We start from the raw sequence: 19,107 nt of genomic DNA, 5'->3' as shown, positions 1-19,107 counted from the left end.
ATTACATAATTGAAAAGCCAAAAGAGATCTGCTTGAAGAAGCAGAACTGTTTAGACCATATTGGATTGAAAATATTCGTTCTTTAAAGTGTAGAAAGGAAGTCACACGCAATCATATATGGAAAACAATGAATATTATATCATCATTGTGTGATGACAGGTTGATGCCATAAAGACACACAAAAACATGCTGCTATTGTAAAAAGTTCGTACAACATAAATGCGCTCATTCACAGCTCATGTTTTTATATGTTTTCTGCACTCGCATAAAAGGTACTTCTTGTTCCAATTAGACTCTCTTAGAATAAAGCCTATAGGAAAAGCGCTTTAAGTTTGTTTTATTTCATATATTTTGCTCTGCTTTTTTGTCCCCAAGAACTTCCGTTGCAAATCATTACGAGATAGAAGGTGAGCTTATTTAATCAGCTTTAATATTGGTTATGATAAAGATACACAGAATTTTTTGTAGCAGCAGGTTGATTTCTTTAACCAAAGATTGTCCTAGTATTATTCTCAATTTTTTAAATTAAATAACTTTAAAGGACGGGTACAGACACTTATAAGCATATACGCATACAAGTAAGATCATATGAGATTAACATCGTTTCGCTCGCTAACAAAGCAATACCGATTCATATTTAGTATATTTGCCATTTGAGCGCATTATTTGTTTAGTAAAGCTCATGATGTTGCTGTTACCTATAAATTAATACCGATCATACAGCCGCGTATCTCAAATAAATATTGGTTCAGTATTTTTTGCGACAACAGCTTTTATATGCCAAAATGGGATAAAAGCATTGTGTATATCTATTTTTTATAATCTCTGAAACAGACATACAATCTCATTGAGGAAAAATATAAAGGTATAAAGGTGAAAATCAGCGTGCTTTTTTACTTTCTTTTTTATTCGGCTTTACGGTTTTCAAAAGTAACTAGAGTAATATCTTTTTAAATAATCAGAGACTGATGCATGGCTTCATGCTTATTTCTCTGGTTCTTTAAATGGTGCCACGATTTCATAAAGAACAATACATTATCGTATTATGCATTCACATACTTGTTTTAAAGAAATTTTCTCAATGTTTATCACATTTGTGCTACTACGGTGCTTATGAATGTTGTAATATAAAATCTATAATGCCTCCCCATCTTTATGTTTATGAAAAATAAAGTTAGAGCACCATACACTTTCTAGCTCAAAATATTGCAATAGCTTTTAGCACTTAAGAGTGTTCATAAGAGGCCTTTTTACTCCTTTTTTATAGTTTTTATCCACAAGCTTCTCTATTTTTAAGGTGTAAGCAAATGGCGATAACTAACTTGCTATAAATAGTTTTGAAATGAGAGAATCTCACAATATTCTAGTCTCACCTTGCTATGAAAAATGATAATTATGATTAAAATAAGTATGTTGTTATAAAAACTTTAATTTGCAAGTTGGCTGATGATGTGATCAAGAACAATACGTCCTTTGGTTGTTGCTTTTAAGCGTTGGTTATCCACCATTTCTATCAATTCTTGGTGTTGTAAATCGATCAGTTTTTCCATTGGGATACGTTTAGGGCTTAAGGTTTCATAGCGTATAAGTTCTAAGCCTTCGCAAAGGCGTAATCCCATAAGGAGCATTTCATTTGCCTGTTGTTCAGTGGTTAAATGTTCCGTTTCAATACAGCCATGTCCTGTTGTTTCTACCAAATTAAGCCACTGTTCGGGATGCTTTTCATTTATTGTGACATAACGTTCGCGGTTTTCAAGGTGTGATGACAATGTTTTTGAACAGAAAGAGGAATGATTCGGTGCGTGCTCAATGAAACGTCCATGTGCTCCTGGACCAAAACCTGCATATTGGTGATAACGCCAATAAAGAAGATTGTGTGCTGATTCGGCACCGGGCATTGCATGGTTTGAGATTTCATAGGCAGGAAGTCCATGTAGTGCCGTTATTTCTTGAGTAAGATGATACAGATCTGCTGCTAGCTCTGATGGGGGAAGGATAAGTCTTCCTGCATCATGAAGCCGTTTAAAGGCAGTTCCTTCTTCGATCGTCAATTGATAAAGAGAAAGATGGTCCGCTGCTAAATCAATTGCTTGTACAAGTTCAGATTTCCATTGTTCAAGAGTTTGTTCGGGGCGGGCATAAATGAGATCAAAGGATAAACGTGGAAAAATTTGCCGTGCTAAAACAATGGCACAAAGAGCTTGTTCCACATTATGGAGTCGGCCAAGTTTGCGCAATGCTTTATCATTGAGCGCTTGTATCCCTAGAGATAAGCGATTAACACCTGCCGCACGGTATCCACGAAAGCGCTCTGCTTCCACACTGGATGGATTAGCTTCTAATGTAATTTCAACTTTATCATCGACTACCCATTTTTTTGCAAGTGCTTGCAATAGGGCATCGACAGTTTGCGGCTCCATAAGGGAAGGGGTTCCTCCACCAATAAAAATACTTGTAATATGGCGTGGGCCTATTTTGTGGTATTGCGTTTCTATTTCGCGCTTAAAGGCGGTGACAAAACGTGGTTGATCAACACCATGGATGCGAACATGCGAATTAAAGTCACAATAAGGACATTTAGCTACACAAAAGGGCCAATGAATGTAAATGCCAAAAGGTTCATTCATGAGAATGCTAAAAGGTTTTCTGCCAAAAGTTTGAAAGCACGTGCGCGATGTGAAAGAGGGGGAAGATCATTACGTTTCCAGTTGTGTTTTTGTTCTGTTGACATTTCTCCAAAGGTATTTTCACATCCATCTGGTAAAAAAATAGGATCAAAACCAAAGCCTTTGTCTCCTCGTGGAGGCCAAATGAACGTTCCTTCAACGCATCCGCGGAAGTAATCTGCATGAGCATCAGGCCATGCAATGCAAATGACGGATATAAAACGGCATTTCCGTTGGCTTTTTTCTTGTGCTCCGACTTTTTGGAGTTCATTTTCTATTTTTTTCATAGCTTTTGGAAAATTACGTGTACCATCGGTTTGAATTGCCCAATCAGCGGTATAAACACCTGGCGCACCTTCCAATGCATCTACCTCTAAGCCTGAATCATCAGAGAGCGCAGGAAGTCCTGTTTTTTTTGCTGCTGAAAAAGCTTTAATATAAGCATTTTCTTCAAATGTTTTTCCCGTTTCTTTTGGTTCTGGCAAGCCTAGTTCTTTTGCCGATTGTATTATTAAACCGAAAGGCGTAATTAAAGTAGTGATTTCATGCAATTTTCCGGTGTTATGTGTAGCAATGACAAGTTTTTTATCTGCTATGCTTCTCATATAGATTTCTCCAAAAATGAAAGGGGAATTATTTTTGTGCTAAAAAACGGTTTAAATGCTCATACACACATATTCTGCTTGATTTCACATAATATGATTATTTTACACGTTTTATGATATTTTATTCCAATAAAATTTTTTATCTTGCACGAAGATAACCTTGCAAAGATAGGAAAGACATGTCTTTTTTATGATAGCATTTTATGGTAAACTTCCAATTTTCTGCTTGCTCTAAAGGGTGAAATTTTCTATTTACAGCGGTTTTTAATCAATCTAGATTCTCTTGACAAGTCCCTACAGCAGACCACTTTACAGATCAATTCTTAATCTTAAATATTTCTCACACACTCTAACAAAAACATTTCCTGCGTAATTTATCAAGCATCACTCTGAAAGGTAGCATTTTACAGCTCAATAGGATAATATGTTTTTATACTACTTTAGACTATTTGACCAAACCTTGGCAAAACTTATATAAGAGATGAGGATTTTAAAAGTAGTGAAACAATTGTGATGAAGCACAAAACTATTGATAATGAACTAAAATATCTTGATGAACGTTCGCGTGATATTTTTCGCCATATTGTTGAAGCTTATCTTAATGATGGTGAACCTGTAGGGTCACGTAATCTTTCGCGGCTTTTACAACAGACATTATCGCCTGCGACGATTCGCAATGTGATGAGTGATCTTGAACATCTCGGTTTGATTTATGCACCACATGTTTCTGCGGGTCGAATGCCGACACAATCAGGTTTACGCTTTTTTGTTGATGCATTTATGGAAGCGGGTGATTTGCCAAACGAAGAGCGAGAAAATATTGAAATGCAAGTCAAAGAGGCTGGTCATGCACAATCGGTTGAACATTTTCTTGTTCAAGCAAGCCGAGTTCTTTCAGATCTTTCACGTGGGGCAGGGCTTGTTTTAGCAACAAAACAAGAAGGAACATTGAAACATATTGAATTTGTGCGCCTTGATAGGGAGCACGCTCTTGCCGTTTTGGTGACTCAACAAGGTGAAGTTGAAAATCGTATTGTTCATTTACCAGAAGGGGTTACCCATGCACAATTGACGGAAGCAACGAATTTTCTCAATGCCCATATTCAAGGGCGTACATTGAGTGAAGCTAAAGGGGAAATTGCCCGCTTATGCGCAGAAACAAGGGCCGCACTTGATGATTTATCACATCATCTTGTTGAAACGGGATTAGCTCTTTGGGGAGGAGAAGATGCTGATCATAAAATACACCTCATTGTTCGCGGGCGTAGCAATTTACTTGAAGATGTGAAAGCAGAAGAAGATTTAGAACGGTTACGCCATTTGTTTGATGATCTTGAAACGCGCGAGAGTATGGCACAGCTTCTCGATTTAACGGATGAAGGTTCTGGGGTTAGAATTTTTATTGGTTCAGAAAATAAGTTATTTTCTCTTTCTGGTTCTTCTTTAGTTGTAGCACCTTATCGTGATTCACAACAAAGAGTCATTGGTGCTTTAGGTGTTATTGGTCCTACACGGCTTAATTATGCAAGGATCGTGCCCATGGTTGATTATACAGCTCAACTTGTGTCACAGTTATTGCGTTAAAACGATGCAAGTAAGTATTTGTACTATAAAAGCTCATTGTATTATATACATTGCTACCCCTTGATTTTTGTCTGTAGAATTTCGATATCGAGAATAACGAATCTTATGAAGGAATAAAATTTTTATGTCTGATGAAAAAAACAAATTTACTGACGCTTCATTTGAAAATTGTGATTTAAAAAATCCAGCTGATCGTAATACACTTAAACAGGCAGCCGATGAATTTTTAAAAACACATAAAACAGAGGAACACGAAGTCGTTGAAACAGAAAGCAATGAGGTTAGTGATCTTTTAGCGTCTTTGCAGGATGAAAATAAAGAACTGAAAGATCAGCTTTTACGTCTTGTTGCAGATATGGAAAATCTTCGACGCCGTACTATGCGAGATGTGGCGGATGCAAGAGCTTATTCCATTGCTAATTTTGCACGGGATATGTTATCGGTTTCTGACAATCTCAATCGTGCTTTGGAAGCTATTCCAGAAGGTGCACGGGAGAGTGATGCTGGTTTGAAATCATTGGCAGAAGGCGTTGAAATGACTGAACGTGCCATGATGGCAGCATTAGAACGTCATGGGGTGCAAAAAATTCATCCAGAGGGGCAAAAATTTGATCCTCACTTTCATCAAGCGATGTTTGAAATTCCCAATGCTGATGTTCCAGATAATACTGTTCAACAAGTGGTTCAGGCAGGTTATATTATCGGGGAAAGGGTGTTACGTCCAGCTATAGTGGGTGTAGCTAAAGGAGGAGCAAAAGAAGCTTCTGTTGAAGCTGATTCGGCTTAAAACACATCAATAACAAACCTCTATCGTAAAATGCAGTATTCCCTGCAGTTTCATATATATAGGGTCTTTTCTCAAAGAGTTTTTAAAGGGTGTGACAAACACCCTTTTATTTTTGAAGTGGCCAATTTCCTTTTACAATATAGGGAGCCTTATTTAAGGGAGAGGCCGATAACAATAAAACAAAATGATCAACTTCAAAAGGAGGGACAAAAAAATCATCTTGAAAAGATAGATAAGAAGAAAGATCTTTAAGATTAATATCAAATATTCGTGCAAGAGTGATATGCGGAATAAACAGTCTTTCATCAGGCTTTAACTCTAATTTATTCCGAATATATTGCATCTTTTCATGTAAAAGAGTAAGCTTTTCACAAGGTTCAATGCGAACCACAAGAGAATGGGGAGCATTTTCTGAACCAAAAACTTCAAAACCCTTTATCTGTAGCGTAAAAGAAGGAAGTTCTATAGTGTTAAAGGTATGCATAATTTCATCTGCTGTAGAACTTTCAACTTCGCCAAAAAAAGATAAGGTGACATGAAAATTTTGCGGGTTGATCCATTGCGCTTTTGGTAAGCCATTTTGCAATGATACGAGGGCTTTTGTTGTTTGTTGAGGAATCTGAAGAGCACTAAATAGACGACCCATGATATTATCTCCTGATAATGAAAGATGCTATCCCAAGCACAATATAGATAATAAGGGCGGGGCACGTACCACAGAAAACAAGGCAATAGTATAGAAAAAGAATGTCTAAAAAATGCTTACTATAATTATGAGCGTACAAAGCTTATTCGTTTTAAGAAAATGGTTATGACATTGATAAGAATTGCGTTTTCAGGATCTGTATCACAATGATGTGCAATGGAAGATTACTTGTGTATTATAAAGGCTACAAAGTTAGCAGAAAATAAGAAAAGTTGATAGATTTTTGATGTGCGAAATTATTTTGACATTTATCTTTAGCCTAAAATAAAGCATACTTTAATACAAGGTGAAGAGTTCTCTTTTCTGTAAAAATTTAATTATATGATTAAGTCGGGGAATAGCCATAATACGCAAAACTATTCAAATTGGTCAAATAATGTTAGGAAAGGAAGAAAAAAATCGAGCATAACAAAATTACTATAAGCTTTTACATTTATGATAATTATGCCAATCTATAATGGATATGAATATTGGTATAAAAGCGGGAAGAGAAATTAAAATTCAAAATAATGATGGAAAGTTCCTATTTTCTAAGAATTATCATCTTTGTTTATGATGAAAAAGCACTAGTTTTCCTCTCCAAAGTTGTTATTGATGAGCTTTTCAAGAGCATTAAGAGCATCTGTTGCTTCTGGTCCTGAAACACGAATGGTGAGGTTGCAACCGGATGAAGCCGCTAGCATCATAAGTCCCATAATTGATGATCCGCCAACAATTTTCCCGTCCTTTTCAACTTCAACAGTAACATTAAAATTGTCAACAGTTTGTACAAATTTTGCAGAAGCACGTGCATGCAACCCACGTTTATTACAGATATTGAAATGACGACTTATACATGGGAGGGTATCTTTGGAAAACATTGGTATTTTATTATCCGCTATAAAATCATACTTGGTACATTAATATATTTACGCCCTGCTTCTTGTGCTATTCTTAACGCGTCTGATAATGAAATATCAGGACATTTGCGAATAGAAATCAGTTTAATAAGCATGGGCAAATTAACACCCGCAATCATTTCAACGCGTCCTTTTTCAATAGCAGGAATAGCTATATTTGATGGTGTTCCACCGAACACATCTGTTAATATGATGACGCCATGATCCGTATCTGTATCGGTTACTGCGGCTATAATATCACCTCGGCGCTGATCTATATCGTCATCGGGATAAACGCATATTGTTGCGAACTTTTCTTGTACTCCAACAACATGTTCCACGGCATGTAAAAATTCGACAGCCAGCTCACCGTGCGTTACAAGCACGAGTCCAATCATTTACGCAAACTCCTGTTAACTAATAAGACCCAACCATAGTTGGTGGGAAAGACATTGTACAAGGCTTTATCTTGCTGCCAAGAAAAATTTGCAAAAAAAAGGCAAAAATTGTGATTTTTTTATCTTTAGAAAAAAATTAGACAGATTTTTGCCATATTTTTCTAAACAAAAATGCTTCAATAGCTTGACAAATGGCTGTACAATCGGCTTCACGAAGAGAGGGAAGTTTTAAAAGAGGAATGTGCAAATTTTCAAATTGAAAAGTTTTATTTGTGGAAAAACGTTCATATTCCGGACCGAGAAAAATAACACAATCGATAGTTGTGTGCTTTTCAAATTCTATCATATAAAGACCAACGCCACGAATCTCGATGCCGCCCTCTAAATTATCAGGAGTGTATCCGTGAAGCTTTCCATTTTCCGCACGCAACATTGTATAATCATCACTGATAAGCTTCGCTTCACGTTTTGACCACTCAGCGCGGTCAAGCAAAGAAAGGGTGATGGTTGATTTTCCTGATCCGGATGGACCTATAATTAACAGCCCCTTGCCCCCCAGTTGAAGGCAATTTGCGTGGAGTATTTCACATTTTGTTTTCATGCCTTTTACTTTGGATAAAAGATTTATTTAGCAAGCGGAAGCATAATAGTAAAACGTGCACCAGTTTTACACTTCCCAAGTGTAGGATCGATAATATTTTCGGCTGTAATTGTCCCATTATGAGCCTCGATGATTTGCCGACTAATAGAAAGGCCAAGTCCAGAGTTTTGTCCAAAAGCATCTTCATTTGGTCGATCTGTGTAAAAACGTTCAAAAATGCGTTCAATATTTTCTGAACGAATACCTGGGCCATTATCTTCAATGGTTAAAATAAGGGTTGAAGCATGGCTTTTCATAGTAATGCAAATTTTGCCACGATTCCGAGGAATAAAAGAACGCGCATTTTCAAGAAGATTTGAAATCACTTGTCCTAAACGAAGTTCATGTCCCAATACAAGATAAGCTTTTCCATGAGGACGTGGGACAATATTAAGGCTTATATCAATAGTTTGCGTATTACGATACACTTCCTGAACAGCATGAACAAGACTTTCCAAAAGCGGTGTCATATCAACAATCTCTGCGGTTTCTCGTGCAAGCTCTGCATCGAGTCGCGATGCATCAGAAATATCTGTAATCAACCGATCAAGGCGGTGCACATCATGTTGAATAATTTCCAGCAATTTCTCTTGTGCTTCTTCATTTTTAGCCAGAGGGAGCGTTTCAACAGCACTGCGTAGAGAGGTGAGAGGATTTTTTAATTCGTGGCTTACATCAGCAGCAAAGCGTTCAATGGCTTCAATACGCATATAAAGGGCATTAGTCATATCACGAATAGAAGTTGAAAGGTGACCAATTTCATCTTCACGCATTGAAAAATCAGGAATTTCTACACGCTGATTATTACCATTACGCACTCGATTAGCCGAGGCAGATAATTTACTTAATGGATGGGCAATCGTATGGGCCAAAAAGAGAGAAAGAACCAAAAGTACGCTACCTACAACGGCAAAAACTTTAAAGATAACCAGTCTTTCGCCTTTTACAATGTTATCAATATCGGAACCAGTGGTCGAAAGAAGAAGAGCTCCAACCACTGCGCGATAGCGTTGAACAGGAACGGCAACAGAAACAATTAATTGCCCTTGTCTGTTGCGTCTTTTAGCCGTAGCAAGAGATCCGTTTAATGCGCGGTACACTTCTGGATAAGCAATACCACTGGTTTTTGTTTGTTCTCTGTCAAGAGCAATACCTTTGCCATAAAATGCGCTTGAATACCATGAAGTAAGGCGATCCCACATGTTTTGTTCTGTTTTAAGTGGGGGTAAATCATAACTAAAAACTTCTCCACTAGAATAAAGAACGCGCGAATCAAGAAGGAGAGTAGCATCACGATCATAGATACGTGCTCTTGTCGTTTTAGGTGTAATAAGACGCCGTAAAAGAGGGGCAACTTGCTCAGGGTTAATAGGAAAATCCCAAGAATCGGTTGATTGAGGAGCGGGTGTAACGCTTTCACCAGTCTGTAACTCTAAGAGTTTTTGAGGGTCAATGAGGATAGAATTTGTATCTACTGTTGCAGAAGCAGCAATAGCCCCAGCAATAATTTTTCCTTGGGTACATAAACTTTTGATTTTTGCTTCAATTAAACCATCGCGAAATTGGTTAAGGTATAAAATGCCTGTAACTAAAACGGCAAGGGCAGCAATGTTTAATATAACAATGCGACGTGTGAGGCTGGAAAAAAGCAATTGTCTAAAGAGACGTTGTGTTCGAAGATGCAAACGAGCGAACATAAGAAATGGCGTTGAGGATGTACCATTAACGGTTGTTTTTTGTAAAGTTTCCAGTTGAGAATTGTCTGTCATCGATTTGATTGCCATTCAAATTTTTGCGACAAAGTAGTTTTATACCTCGTGGAAACGATAACCTACACCATAAAGTGTTTCAATCATTGCAAAATCATCATCCACTTGTTTAAACTTTTTACGCAGACGTTTAATGTGACTATCAATGGTGCGATCATCTACGTAGACTTGATCACTATAAGCAGCATCCATTAAAGCATCACGACTTTTTACAACTCCTGGTCTTTGTGCTAAGGTTTGCAGAATCAAAAATTCCGTAACGGTTAAAATAACAGGTTTATCTTTCCATGTACAGGTGTGGCGTTCTTGATCCATCACAAGATCTCCACGTTTGAGAGAAGAGGTGGAAGAAGTTCCTGTAGAAAGCGGTTGGTTACGTGCATTAGAACGGCGTAAAATAGCTTTCACGCGTTCAATAAGAAGACGTTGGGAGAAAGGTTTAGTAATAAAATCATCAGCTCCCATTTTGAGACCAAATAATTCATCAATTTCATCATCTTTAGAGGTAAGAAAAATAACTGGAAGATCAGATTTTTGACGCAAACGACGCAAAAGTTCCATCCCATCCATTCGGGGCATTTTAATATCAAAAATAGCTAAGTGTGGAGGGTGAAGTGTGAGACCCTTGAGTGCAGATGCTCCATCTGTATAGCTTTCAACCCGATATCCTTCTGTCTCAAGCGCAAAAGATAAAGATGTCAAAATATTGCGATCATCATCAACAAGTACAATCGTTTGTGTGATTGTTGGTGTATCTTTCATGGTTTCTTAGACCTTTCTATTGCTGTGGTAGCAAATTACCCACACTTATTTATATGGGAGTTCATATTTTTTTTGCAAAACAAATATGATACAAATTGTAGCAAAGTAAAAAACCTTTTGTCATTACTGTAAAATCTTGTTTTGCTTTCATAATTTATAATGTTTCTACGTCTATTAAGATCCCTTCATTTGAGAGAAAATTTTCATAAAGGCTTTTTTTATCAAGGTTTATTACAAAGTTTATTATTGTATTTGTCTCATAATTGAACAGATGTAGTTTTGATTGTTGAAGTTTAGAAAATCTGCCTATGTGTTTTAAGAGCAAAGAAAAGAATGTGGCAATATATGCACAAAAATTTGTTTCTGCTACACGAAAGGAGGTCGTAATGGGATTTTTTAATTTTATTAAAACTGTAGGGGAAAAGTTAGGTATTGGGGACCATGAACCAAAAGAAAAGGATTTTAAGAGAGCATTTGATCATTTTCAACTCGGTACAGAAAAAGTCAATATTCAAGTTGAAGACGGTAAAGCTATTTTAAGCGGTGAAGTTCCAGATAGGGAAACACTTGAAAAAGCACTGCTGGTTGTTGGCAATTCACAAGGTATCTCTTCTGTAGATGTTGATCAATTAAAGGTTATAGATACAACGCCTAGAAAAACTTCTCGCTTTTATGAGGTTAAATCTGGTGATAATCTTTGGAAAATTGCTGAAGAGGTTTATGGAAAAGGGCAAGGTAATAAAAACACATTTATTTTTGAAGCCAATAAGCCAATGCTAAAATCTCCCGATAAAATTTATCCTGGACAAGTTTTACGTATTCCTGAAATTGACCATAGTTAATTCATCAAAGGGGATAATTTTTTACTGATGGCATAAAACAAAAAATAAAGAAGCGTAAAAAATTTCACGCTTCTTCATTTTATAAAGTGTGTATTTATAATAAAAGGAGCTTAGTGAACAGGAGAGGATTTAGAAGGTGATGGTACTTTCATAGCGTTTACAGAGAAATCAACATCAATGGTTCCTGCTTTCTCAAATGTTAATTTTGCGCTAATTTTATCACCTAACTTAAATGGTTGTGAAAGCCCCATGAACATAATATGATCACCGCCAGGCTTAAGCGTGATTTCGCCATTTCCCGGAATTTCAATGCCATTGTGCATTTTTTCCATTTTCATAATATCATTAACGACAGCCATAGAGTGTATCTCCGTTGTTTTTACTCCGTTTGTGGAAATAGAAACCAAACGGTCTGGGGTATTACTGTGATTGATAATGTAGAGATAACCGCTACCAACTCTTATACCTCTAGGTGTTTCGCGTGTCCAAGGATTGAGAATTTCTATGTCGCCAAGTTTATATTGCTGAGCACCTGCTGGCAGGGTTATACCAGCAAAGAGAAGAGCACACACGATATTTATGATAACCTTTTTGTATGGATATTGTGTATGTATTATATTCTTAAAGATGAGATTTGTTATTTTCTTAATAATAGATGTCATTATTGATTTACCCTCCTTCATAAGATTCACACTTTGAATATTTTTATTTTAGCAGAGCTTTTATTTAAAATAAAAGAAAGAAATGCTAAAATGAAATTGATTTTAATATAAAAATCATAGAATTCTTGAAATTTAAAAGAAGACAGTAAGATTTACAATGACAACACACCTCTTAACGCTTCCGTGTTCATCTCATAAATAGTATTTGCAAATGGTATAAAATCTATGATGCACTACTGTTTTACTTAATGAAGATATAATACAGAACAATCATCAACCACTTTACCAATTTTTAATATTATGACAGCTCTTGGCATTTTAAAGCGTTTATACAGAGGTATTTTTATATATTTTCAAAGTTCAAAATTATACAGTTAAGAAAAAACGCTTTAGGTGAATTTAAAGCACAGATTTCAAATAGCCGCAAACAATGAGACCGTTAGAAGGAGAATTTTTGAAAGGAGATAGATAGATAATACCTTTACTGATATGAGCATTAGATATGATGACTATTTTAGTCCAAGGAAAATTTATAATATTTGTGATATAAATTATTCGCCTTTTAAAAAGCTTTTACGTGAGTATGATTTTATCAATGATGAGAAGATCAAGAGCGAGAGTGCAATCATTCTTTTATTTTTTAATTTTTATAGAAAGATATATTTTTTGAGAATTGCAAGAAAAATATATTATCCTCTCAAGTCTCTCATAAATATGGTATTTATGGGTCATTAGAGTGCCTATTTTAAAATAAATTTTTTATTTTAGAGATGTTTCTCTCATTATTCTCTTGTAGCAATAAAAGCCTGTTCTTATATACGAGGCAGCAAGGCTTGTTGCGACTTGCAGTTTATCATTATTTATATTGCTTGAAGCAATATACGGGCTTTAGGTGTTATGAGGAGCTATCTTAAAAAGATGCTTTATGAAGGTTGAGGTAGCTTGCTGAATGGAGATTATAATATGGCAAAAGTAATTGGTATTGATTTGGGGACAACGAACTCTTGTGTGGCTGTTATGGATGGCAAAAACGCAAAAGTTATTGAAAACTCAGAAGGAGCGCGAACAACACCTTCCGTTGTTGCCTTTACTGATGGGGGGGAGCGGCTTGTTGGGCAGCCTGCTAAACGGCAGGCGGTGACAAATCCTGAAGGGACAGTTTTTGCAGTTAAACGTTTGATAGGGCGCCGTTTTGATGACCCTATGGTTGAAAAAGATAAAGCGCTTGTTCCTTATAAAATTGTTAAAGGTGACAATGGTGATGCATGGGTTGAAGAGGCGGGAAAGAAATATTCTCCGTCACAAATTTCAGCTATGATTTTGCAAAAGATGAAGGAAACAGCAGAATCTTATCTTGGTGAAAAAGTTGAACAAGCCGTTATTACGGTTCCTGCTTATTTTAATGATGCGCAACGTCAAGCCACGAAAGACGCAGGTAAAATTGCTGGACTTGAAGTTTTACGGATTATTAATGAGCCAACAGCTGCTGCTTTAGCTTATGGTTTGGACAAAAAGGACGGAAAAACAATTGCTGTTTACGACCTTGGTGGTGGTACATTTGATATTTCAGTCCTTGAAATTGGAGATGGCGTTTTTGAAGTTAAGTCAACCAATGGGGATACGTTTTTAGGGGGTGAAGACTTTGACATGCGCTTGGTCGGTTATTTTGCCGATGAATTCAAAAAAGAACAAGGAATTGATCTGAAAAATGATAAACTCGCTTTACAGCGCTTAAAAGAAGCGGCAGAAAAAGCAAAGATTGAGCTTTCTTCGTCACAGCAAACAGAAATCAATTTACCATTTATCACGGCAGATCAATCAGGTCCTAAGCACTTAACAATGAAATTGACTCGGGCAAAATTTGAATCTCTCGTTGACGATTTAGTGCAGCGTACCATTGAACCTTGTAAAGCTGCGTTGAAAGATGCTGGATTAAAGGCCGGTGAGATTGACGAAGTTGTTTTAGTGGGTGGAATGACGCGTATGCCCAAGATTCAGCAAGTTGTGCAGAGCTTCTTTGGTAAGGATCCACACAAAGGCGTTAATCCTGATGAAGTGGTCGCAATGGGTGCTGCCATCCAAGGAGGTGTATTGCAAGGCGATGTCAAAGATGTGTTGTTGCTAGATGTAACACCTTTATCTTTGGGTATTGAAACCTTGGGTGGGGTTTTCACACGCCTTATTGAGCGCAATACCACTATCCCGACGAAAAAATCGCAAGTTTTTTCGACAGCTGATGATAACCAGAGTGCTGTGACGATTCGTGTTTTCCAAGGTGAACGGGAAATGGCAAGTGATAATAAGTTATTGGCTCAATTTGATCTTGTTGGTATTCCTCCAGCCCCACGTGGTATACCTCAAATTGAAGTTACTTTTGATATTGATGCGAATGGTATTGTTAATGTTTCGGCCAAAGATAAGGGAACAGGTAAAGAGCATCAAATTCGTATTCAGGCATCAGGTGGTTTAAGTGATGCTGATATTGAAAAAATGGTAAAGGATGCAGAAGAGCACGCGGCTGAGGATAAAAAACGCCGTGAAGGTGTTGAAGCTAGAAATCAAGCGGAGGCTCTTATTCATTCAACTGAAAAGTCGCTCAATGAATATGGCGATAAAGTATCAGCTGAAGAAAAGGGACAGATTGAAACAGCAATATCTGATTTGAAATCTGCGCTTGAAGGCAGTGATACGGAAGAAGTAACAACAAAGATGCAAAAATTAGCAGAAGTCAGTATGAAACTTGGACAGGCTATGTACGAAGCCTCACAAGCAGCGAGCGCTGACACTGAAACAGAGGCAAAGAATGATGATGTTGTTGATGCTGATTTTGAAGAAGTTAATGATAAGAAGAAATAGTGTCAGCATATGTGTTGATTAATTGATAAACCCGGCCTTTGAAATATAAGGCTGGGCTTTATTATTTGAGATAAGTTGCAACTTTGTTGCTAAAAATATAAATTAAAAGCAATATTATCCATAAAGATGGATGACAGAAAAATTATCAGGAATACATGATGAAGGTTGACTATTATGAAATTCTTGGCGTGACTCGCGAATGTGATGATAAAAAGTTGAAATCTGCTTTTCGTAAGTTGGCAATGCAATATCATCCTGATCGCAACGCGGGGGATAAAGAGGCAGAGCGAAAATTCAAAGAAATTGGCGAAGCCTATGAAGTTCTTAAAGATCCCCAGAAGCGTGCTGCTTATGATCGATTTGGCCATGCGGCCTTTGAAAATAGCGGTGGTCAAGGGGGAGCAAATCCCTTTGGTGGTTTTGCTGCTGGTGGTGGATTTGCGGATATTTTCGAAGACTTTTTTGGTGAGATTATGGGAGGGACACACCGTAAGCGTGGTGATAGTCGCGAACGTGGTGCAGATTTGAGTTATAATATGGAAGTGACTTTAGAAGAGGCATTTTCAGGAAAAACTGCAGAAATTAATATTCCCAGTTCCGTTACGTGTGATGTTTGTGAAGGATCAGGAGCGAGAAAAGGCTCTAAGCCGCAAGTTTGTGGAACATGTCATGGATCTGGTCGTGTGCGTGCTGCACAGGGTTTCTTTTCTATTGAGCGGACATGTCCTACATGTCATGGACGTGGTGAAACTATTACGGATCCATGCCCCAAATGTCAGGGGACACGGCGTATAGAGAAAAAACGTTCATTAAGCGTAAATGTTCCAGCTGGTATTGAAGATGGAACGCGTATTCGCCTTTCTGGTGAGGGTGATGCTGGTATTCGTGGTGGCCCCAATGGTGATCTTTATATTTTCCTTTCCATTAAACCGCATGAGTTTTTTCAGCGAGAAGGAGCAGATCTTCACTGTCGCGTTCCTATTTCAATGGTAACAGCTGCTTTAGGAGGAGAGTTTGAAGTTTCCGACCTTGATGGTGTTAAAGCACGCGTTAAGATTCCAGAAGGGACACAAAATGGACGTCAATTCCGCCTTAGAGGCAAAGGTATGCCCATGTTGCGCCGTCAGCAAGCAAGGGGTGATCTTTACATCCATATCACGATTGAGACGCCGCAGAAATTAACGCAAGAACAACGTGAATTGTTGCAAAAATTTGAGAAACTCTCAAATCATGAAAATTCACCGCAATCACATGGTTTTTTTTCACGTATGAAAGAATTTTTTGAAAATATTTCTGGTTAAAATTATGTGAATGTTCTCAGAATAATTAGAGAGAACTGTGGGAAAGTTATTTTCATTAAGCTTTCTATTGTCTCATTATCTTTGAAAAGCATTTTTTCTTGAAAAGAAAAGAGAGAGACAGCTAATTTAGGATAAACTCCTGCTGCTGATAGTTTTTATATTTCATGAGTTTTATGGATAAGTCTTATTTTTGAGTGTCTATGACATTTTAAAAAGGGCTTATCCATATAAGAACGCAATTGAGTGATTGATAATAAATATTGCCAGTGTCATGATAACTGCCTTTATGCATTCAGTATTTTTGGTGTTTATTTTTTCACTCAAAATTTCTTTTTAAAGGCTCTATAATAAAATTATAAAATAGGTAGCGGCTTGCCAAGAAACGCTAAATAAGCTGTTAGGCAATCCATCTTTTTCAAATAAAGTATCAACTTCTTATAACCGATTTTATTTTTGGCATTTTTCATAGTTTTCATCACTGCTTCCTTTAAAATAAGGGTTATTTTGTTCGGAATAGCTTTTACATGCCTCATCTTAGCTTTTAGCAGTAATCATGTCTTTTTAGATGCGGATTTAGTTTTGTATTTCTGATGTCATAAATAGTTCTTCCAGATAATAAAAACACTATAATCAAGTTTATTTTGTTCCAAAGAAATTGTGGAATGAGATAATGTGTGTTGAATGCTAAAGAAGACATAACAAAACACTTTTTGAGGTATTCGATGTATCTCTCTTGTGGGGAAACAGATTCGATGGAATTCACTTAATTGAATTTATTGGCATAATAAAAAGTTGGTGGGAAGATAGAGGAAGTTACCTTTAAAAAGAAAAAACAAATACAATAAAAAAATAGCACAATATGCTTAGAAAACAGCACGATATATTGTTGAAATTGATTGGTGATATGGAAAGAGAAGTATACGAAATGAATCTTTTTTCATAAAATAACATAATTAAAAGAATTAAAAATTCTAAAAAACATTGAATAATTCAAGCATGTATTGCTATGCAAAAAGAAAAACTTAATGACAGATCATGAAAAATGAGAAATTTTATCAAATCTTACGAAGAGAGTAATCTAAACAATTAAATGCTTTTACGAAGATGCTTTTGAAGAGCTATCACAATATATGGATAATGTTGCAAAGCCTTTTTTCGATTTTACGATATAAAAAGATAAATTATTATTATAAATCAACTTATTATGATTCTCCATAAGGAGCGTTCAGTTGACATTTCCTCATGTTTTATGATTGAGAAAAAGTCAAATTTTTAAAACCAAAGTTATAGTTTATTGGGATAAGCTATAAAGCAGTTGAGTGATTTCTTATCTTAGGAATATGTTAATTTTATTATTATAAGAAACTTTATTTTTATCTTACAAAATCAATGGTTGTATATATTCCTATTCATTGTTAAGTATCCATAGGGATAAACTAATGAGTTGAATGTGCAGCGTAGCTTCAAAATTTTGCTTTTCAATTTTATATATAAGATCATAAAATAATGACGTTTTTTTACGCCTATTTTGTTTAATTTTTCGCTGTCAATTTTTAAAGGAAGTTTTTGTATTTCATTTCGCTATTCCTTTTTCGTAATTTAGAGGAAAATTGACGATTTTCAGGGGGGGATAGAGTAAAGTTTGGTTTTATTGTTTTCACTTTTCCTAAATTTCATTAAGAGATGGTAAAAAGTGATGAGGAGGCTCTATTGATGGATGATGCTAAAAACGGTGATGTAGATGTTTTGGAAAAACAAGCAGCATTTTTATCGTCTGCTTTACCCTATATGCAAAAATATGAAAATGAAACGGTCGTGGTAAAATATGGCGGCCATGCTATGGGTGATCCTGCTTTGGGGCGAGCATTTGCGCGTGATATTGCTCTATTAAAGCAATCGGGGATCAATCCTGTTGTTGTTCATGGTGGTGGGCCTCAAATTGCTGAAATTTTAATGAAAATGGGGATTGAATCGCGATTTGAAAACGGATTACGGGTAACCGATGAGCGGATCGTTGAAGTGGTTGAAATGGTTTTAGCGGGTTCCATAAATAAAGAAATTGTTGCTCTCATCAATGCTGAGGGAGAATGGGCAATAGGATTATGCGGCAAGGATGGCAATATGGTTTTTGCCGAAAAGGCTTATAAAACTGTTATTGATCCTGATTCGCATATTGAACGTGTTTTAGATTTGGGGTTTGTTGGTGAGCCTGTTGAAGTTGACCGCACGTTGCTAGATCTTTTAGCATGTTCTGAAATGATACCAGTTCTTGCTCCTGTGGCTCCAGGACGCGATGGTAAAACTTATAATATTAATGCTGATATTTTTGCTGGAGCTATTGCTGGTGCATTAGAGGCTAAACGCCTTTTATTTCTCACTGATGTTCCTGGTGTTTTGGATAAACAGGGTAAACTTTTAAAAGAATTGACAGTTTCTGAAGCTGAGAAATTTATTAAAAATGGGACAATTTCAGGAGGCATGATTCCAAAAGTAGAGACTTGTATAAAAGCCCTTCAAAATGGCGTGGAAGGTGTTGTCATTTTAAATGGTAAAACTCCTCATTCTGTTTTACTAGAGCTGTTTACCGAACAGGGAGTTGGAACGCTTATTGTTTCATAAATTGTGAGGAAAATTGGAAGAGAAAGTTTTTC

16 protein-coding genes are annotated in these 19,107 nt (G+C 36.6%); 6 read left to right on the top strand and 10 right to left on the bottom strand.

From position 1 onward, the window contains the following. Positions 1 to 1,427: 1,427 nt before the first annotated feature. Positions 1,428 to 2,627 carry a radical SAM family heme chaperone HemW gene (gene hemW, locus ACFILO_RS00540; RefSeq protein ID WP_375677691.1) on the bottom strand — a complete coding sequence of 400 codons (1,200 nt, stop codon included), beginning with the start codon at positions 2,625 to 2,627 and terminating at the stop codon, positions 1,428 to 1,430. Then, positions 2,624 to 3,271: an RdgB/HAM1 family non-canonical purine NTP pyrophosphatase gene (gene rdgB, locus ACFILO_RS00535; RefSeq protein WP_375677690.1), complete on the bottom strand. Its 648-nt coding sequence runs from the start codon at positions 3,269 to 3,271 to the stop codon at positions 2,624 to 2,626. The genes hemW and rdgB overlap by 4 nt, the downstream gene beginning before the upstream one ends. Before the next feature lie 513 nt (positions 3,272 to 3,784). Between rdgB and hrcA the strand changes: the two genes are divergently transcribed. After that, positions 3,785 to 4,855, top strand: a complete 1,071-nt coding sequence (gene hrcA / locus ACFILO_RS00530; RefSeq protein ID WP_273790224.1) for a heat-inducible transcriptional repressor HrcA — start codon at positions 3,785 to 3,787, stop codon at positions 4,853 to 4,855. Positions 4,856 to 4,979: 124 nt separating this feature from the next. Further along, positions 4,980 to 5,642, top strand: a complete 663-nt coding sequence (gene grpE, locus ACFILO_RS00525) for a nucleotide exchange factor GrpE (RefSeq protein ID WP_375611384.1) — start codon at positions 4,980 to 4,982, stop codon at positions 5,640 to 5,642. A gap of 106 nt (positions 5,643 to 5,748) precedes the next feature. Here grpE and thpR read toward each other — a convergent pair whose 3' ends face one another. The 6 genes from thpR to ACFILO_RS00495 form a co-directional block, all read right to left on the bottom strand. Further along, entirely contained in the window at positions 5,749 to 6,288 is a 540-nt protein-coding gene (gene thpR / locus ACFILO_RS00520) for an RNA 2',3'-cyclic phosphodiesterase (protein ID WP_375637228.1), read from the bottom strand. Between the two features lie 626 nt (positions 6,289 to 6,914). Continuing rightward, positions 6,915 to 7,208 carry an HPr family phosphocarrier protein gene (locus ACFILO_RS00515; protein WP_012754483.1) on the bottom strand — a complete coding sequence of 98 codons (294 nt, stop codon included), beginning with the start codon at positions 7,206 to 7,208 and terminating at the stop codon, positions 6,915 to 6,917. Positions 7,209 to 7,225: 17 nt separating this feature from the next. Next, a complete protein-coding gene (locus ACFILO_RS00510) occupies positions 7,226 to 7,624 on the bottom strand; it encodes a PTS sugar transporter subunit IIA (RefSeq protein ID WP_375611386.1) in 399 nt (132 codons plus the stop codon). 136 nt (positions 7,625 to 7,760) lie between these two features. Continuing rightward, positions 7,761 to 8,225, bottom strand: coding sequence for an HPr kinase/phosphatase C-terminal domain-containing protein (locus tag ACFILO_RS00505; RefSeq protein WP_375611387.1), 465 nt, complete (start codon positions 8,223 to 8,225; stop codon positions 7,761 to 7,763). A gap of 23 nt (positions 8,226 to 8,248) precedes the next feature. Further along, the gene (locus tag ACFILO_RS00500; protein WP_375677689.1) at positions 8,249 to 10,033 is read right to left on the bottom strand and encodes a stimulus-sensing domain-containing protein; all 1,785 of its coding nucleotides are present in this window, start codon (positions 10,031 to 10,033) and stop codon (positions 8,249 to 8,251) included. A 39-nt stretch (positions 10,034 to 10,072) separates the two neighbouring features. Continuing rightward, positions 10,073 to 10,795: a response regulator transcription factor gene (locus ACFILO_RS00495; protein ID WP_005774392.1), complete on the bottom strand. Its 723-nt coding sequence runs from the start codon at positions 10,793 to 10,795 to the stop codon at positions 10,073 to 10,075. Between the two features lie 386 nt (positions 10,796 to 11,181). Between ACFILO_RS00495 and lysM the strand changes: the two genes are divergently transcribed. After that, complete coding sequence (gene lysM / locus ACFILO_RS00490) at positions 11,182 to 11,637, top strand: peptidoglycan-binding protein LysM (RefSeq protein ID WP_375606145.1); 456 nt, start codon at positions 11,182 to 11,184, stop codon at positions 11,635 to 11,637. A 110-nt stretch (positions 11,638 to 11,747) separates the two neighbouring features. On the opposite strand, the gene ACFILO_RS00485 is transcribed toward lysM, so the two are convergent. Further along, on the bottom strand, positions 11,748 to 12,302 hold the full coding sequence (locus ACFILO_RS00485) for a copper chaperone PCu(A)C (protein ID WP_375611390.1): 555 nt from the start codon (positions 12,300 to 12,302) through the stop codon (positions 11,748 to 11,750). A gap of 960 nt (positions 12,303 to 13,262) precedes the next feature. On the opposite strand from ACFILO_RS00485, the gene dnaK reads away from it, so the two are divergent. After that, on the top strand, positions 13,263 to 15,155 hold the full coding sequence (gene dnaK / locus ACFILO_RS00480) for a molecular chaperone DnaK (protein ID WP_273790233.1): 1,893 nt from the start codon (positions 13,263 to 13,265) through the stop codon (positions 15,153 to 15,155). Positions 15,156 to 15,313: 158 nt separating this feature from the next. After that, positions 15,314 to 16,456, top strand: coding sequence for a molecular chaperone DnaJ (gene dnaJ / locus ACFILO_RS00475; protein WP_375611466.1), 1,143 nt, complete (start codon positions 15,314 to 15,316; stop codon positions 16,454 to 16,456). Positions 16,457 to 16,809: 353 nt separating this feature from the next. Here dnaJ and ACFILO_RS00470 read toward each other — a convergent pair whose 3' ends face one another. After that, positions 16,810 to 16,932, bottom strand: coding sequence for a hypothetical protein (locus tag ACFILO_RS00470; RefSeq protein ID WP_375677688.1), 123 nt, complete (start codon positions 16,930 to 16,932; stop codon positions 16,810 to 16,812). Positions 16,933 to 18,169: 1,237 nt separating this feature from the next. On the opposite strand from ACFILO_RS00470, the gene argB reads away from it, so the two are divergent. Next, positions 18,170 to 19,075 (top strand): acetylglutamate kinase, encoded by a 906-nt coding sequence (gene argB, locus ACFILO_RS00465; RefSeq protein WP_375677687.1) that lies wholly within the window; start codon positions 18,170 to 18,172, stop codon positions 19,073 to 19,075. Positions 19,076 to 19,107 lie beyond the last annotated feature (32 nt).

Origin of the sequence: Bartonella sp. AP72JLCBS (genome assembly GCF_042195705.1) — a bacterium.
GTDB lineage: Bacteria > Pseudomonadota > Alphaproteobacteria > Rhizobiales > Rhizobiaceae > Bartonella.
This window is presented reverse-complemented; position numbering and strand designations above follow the sequence as displayed.

What these genes read in the sequence shown, in the direction of transcription:
- hrcA (WP_273790224.1), top strand. Translation starts at nt 3,785, where the DNA reads ATGAAGCACAAAACTATTGATAATGAACTAAAATATCTTGATGAACGT.
- ACFILO_RS00505 (WP_375611387.1), bottom strand. Translation starts at nt 8,225, where the DNA reads ATGAAAACAAAATGTGAAATACTCCACGCAAATTGCCTTCAACTGGGG.
- argB (WP_375677687.1), top strand. Translation starts at nt 18,170, where the DNA reads ATGGATGATGCTAAAAACGGTGATGTAGATGTTTTGGAAAAACAAGCA.
- hemW (WP_375677691.1), bottom strand. Translation starts at nt 2,627, where the DNA reads ATGAATGAACCTTTTGGCATTTACATTCATTGGCCCTTTTGTGTAGCT.
- rdgB (WP_375677690.1), bottom strand. Translation starts at nt 3,271, where the DNA reads ATGAGAAGCATAGCAGATAAAAAACTTGTCATTGCTACACATAACACC.
- ACFILO_RS00510 (WP_375611386.1), bottom strand. Translation starts at nt 7,624, where the DNA reads ATGATTGGACTCGTGCTTGTAACGCACGGTGAGCTGGCTGTCGAATTT.
- dnaK (WP_273790233.1), top strand. Translation starts at nt 13,263, where the DNA reads ATGGCAAAAGTAATTGGTATTGATTTGGGGACAACGAACTCTTGTGTG.
- ACFILO_RS00470 (WP_375677688.1), bottom strand. Translation starts at nt 16,932, where the DNA reads ATGAAAACTATGAAAAATGCCAAAAATAAAATCGGTTATAAGAAGTTG.
- ACFILO_RS00500 (WP_375677689.1), bottom strand. Translation starts at nt 10,033, where the DNA reads ATGACAGACAATTCTCAACTGGAAACTTTACAAAAAACAACCGTTAAT.
- ACFILO_RS00515 (WP_012754483.1), bottom strand. Translation starts at nt 7,208, where the DNA reads ATGTTTTCCAAAGATACCCTCCCATGTATAAGTCGTCATTTCAATATC.
- dnaJ (WP_375611466.1), top strand. Translation starts at nt 15,314, where the DNA reads ATGAAGGTTGACTATTATGAAATTCTTGGCGTGACTCGCGAATGTGAT.
- grpE (WP_375611384.1), top strand. Translation starts at nt 4,980, where the DNA reads ATGTCTGATGAAAAAAACAAATTTACTGACGCTTCATTTGAAAATTGT.
- lysM (WP_375606145.1), top strand. Translation starts at nt 11,182, where the DNA reads ATGGGATTTTTTAATTTTATTAAAACTGTAGGGGAAAAGTTAGGTATT.
- ACFILO_RS00495 (WP_005774392.1), bottom strand. Translation starts at nt 10,795, where the DNA reads ATGAAAGATACACCAACAATCACACAAACGATTGTACTTGTTGATGAT.
- thpR (WP_375637228.1), bottom strand. Translation starts at nt 6,288, where the DNA reads ATGGGTCGTCTATTTAGTGCTCTTCAGATTCCTCAACAAACAACAAAA.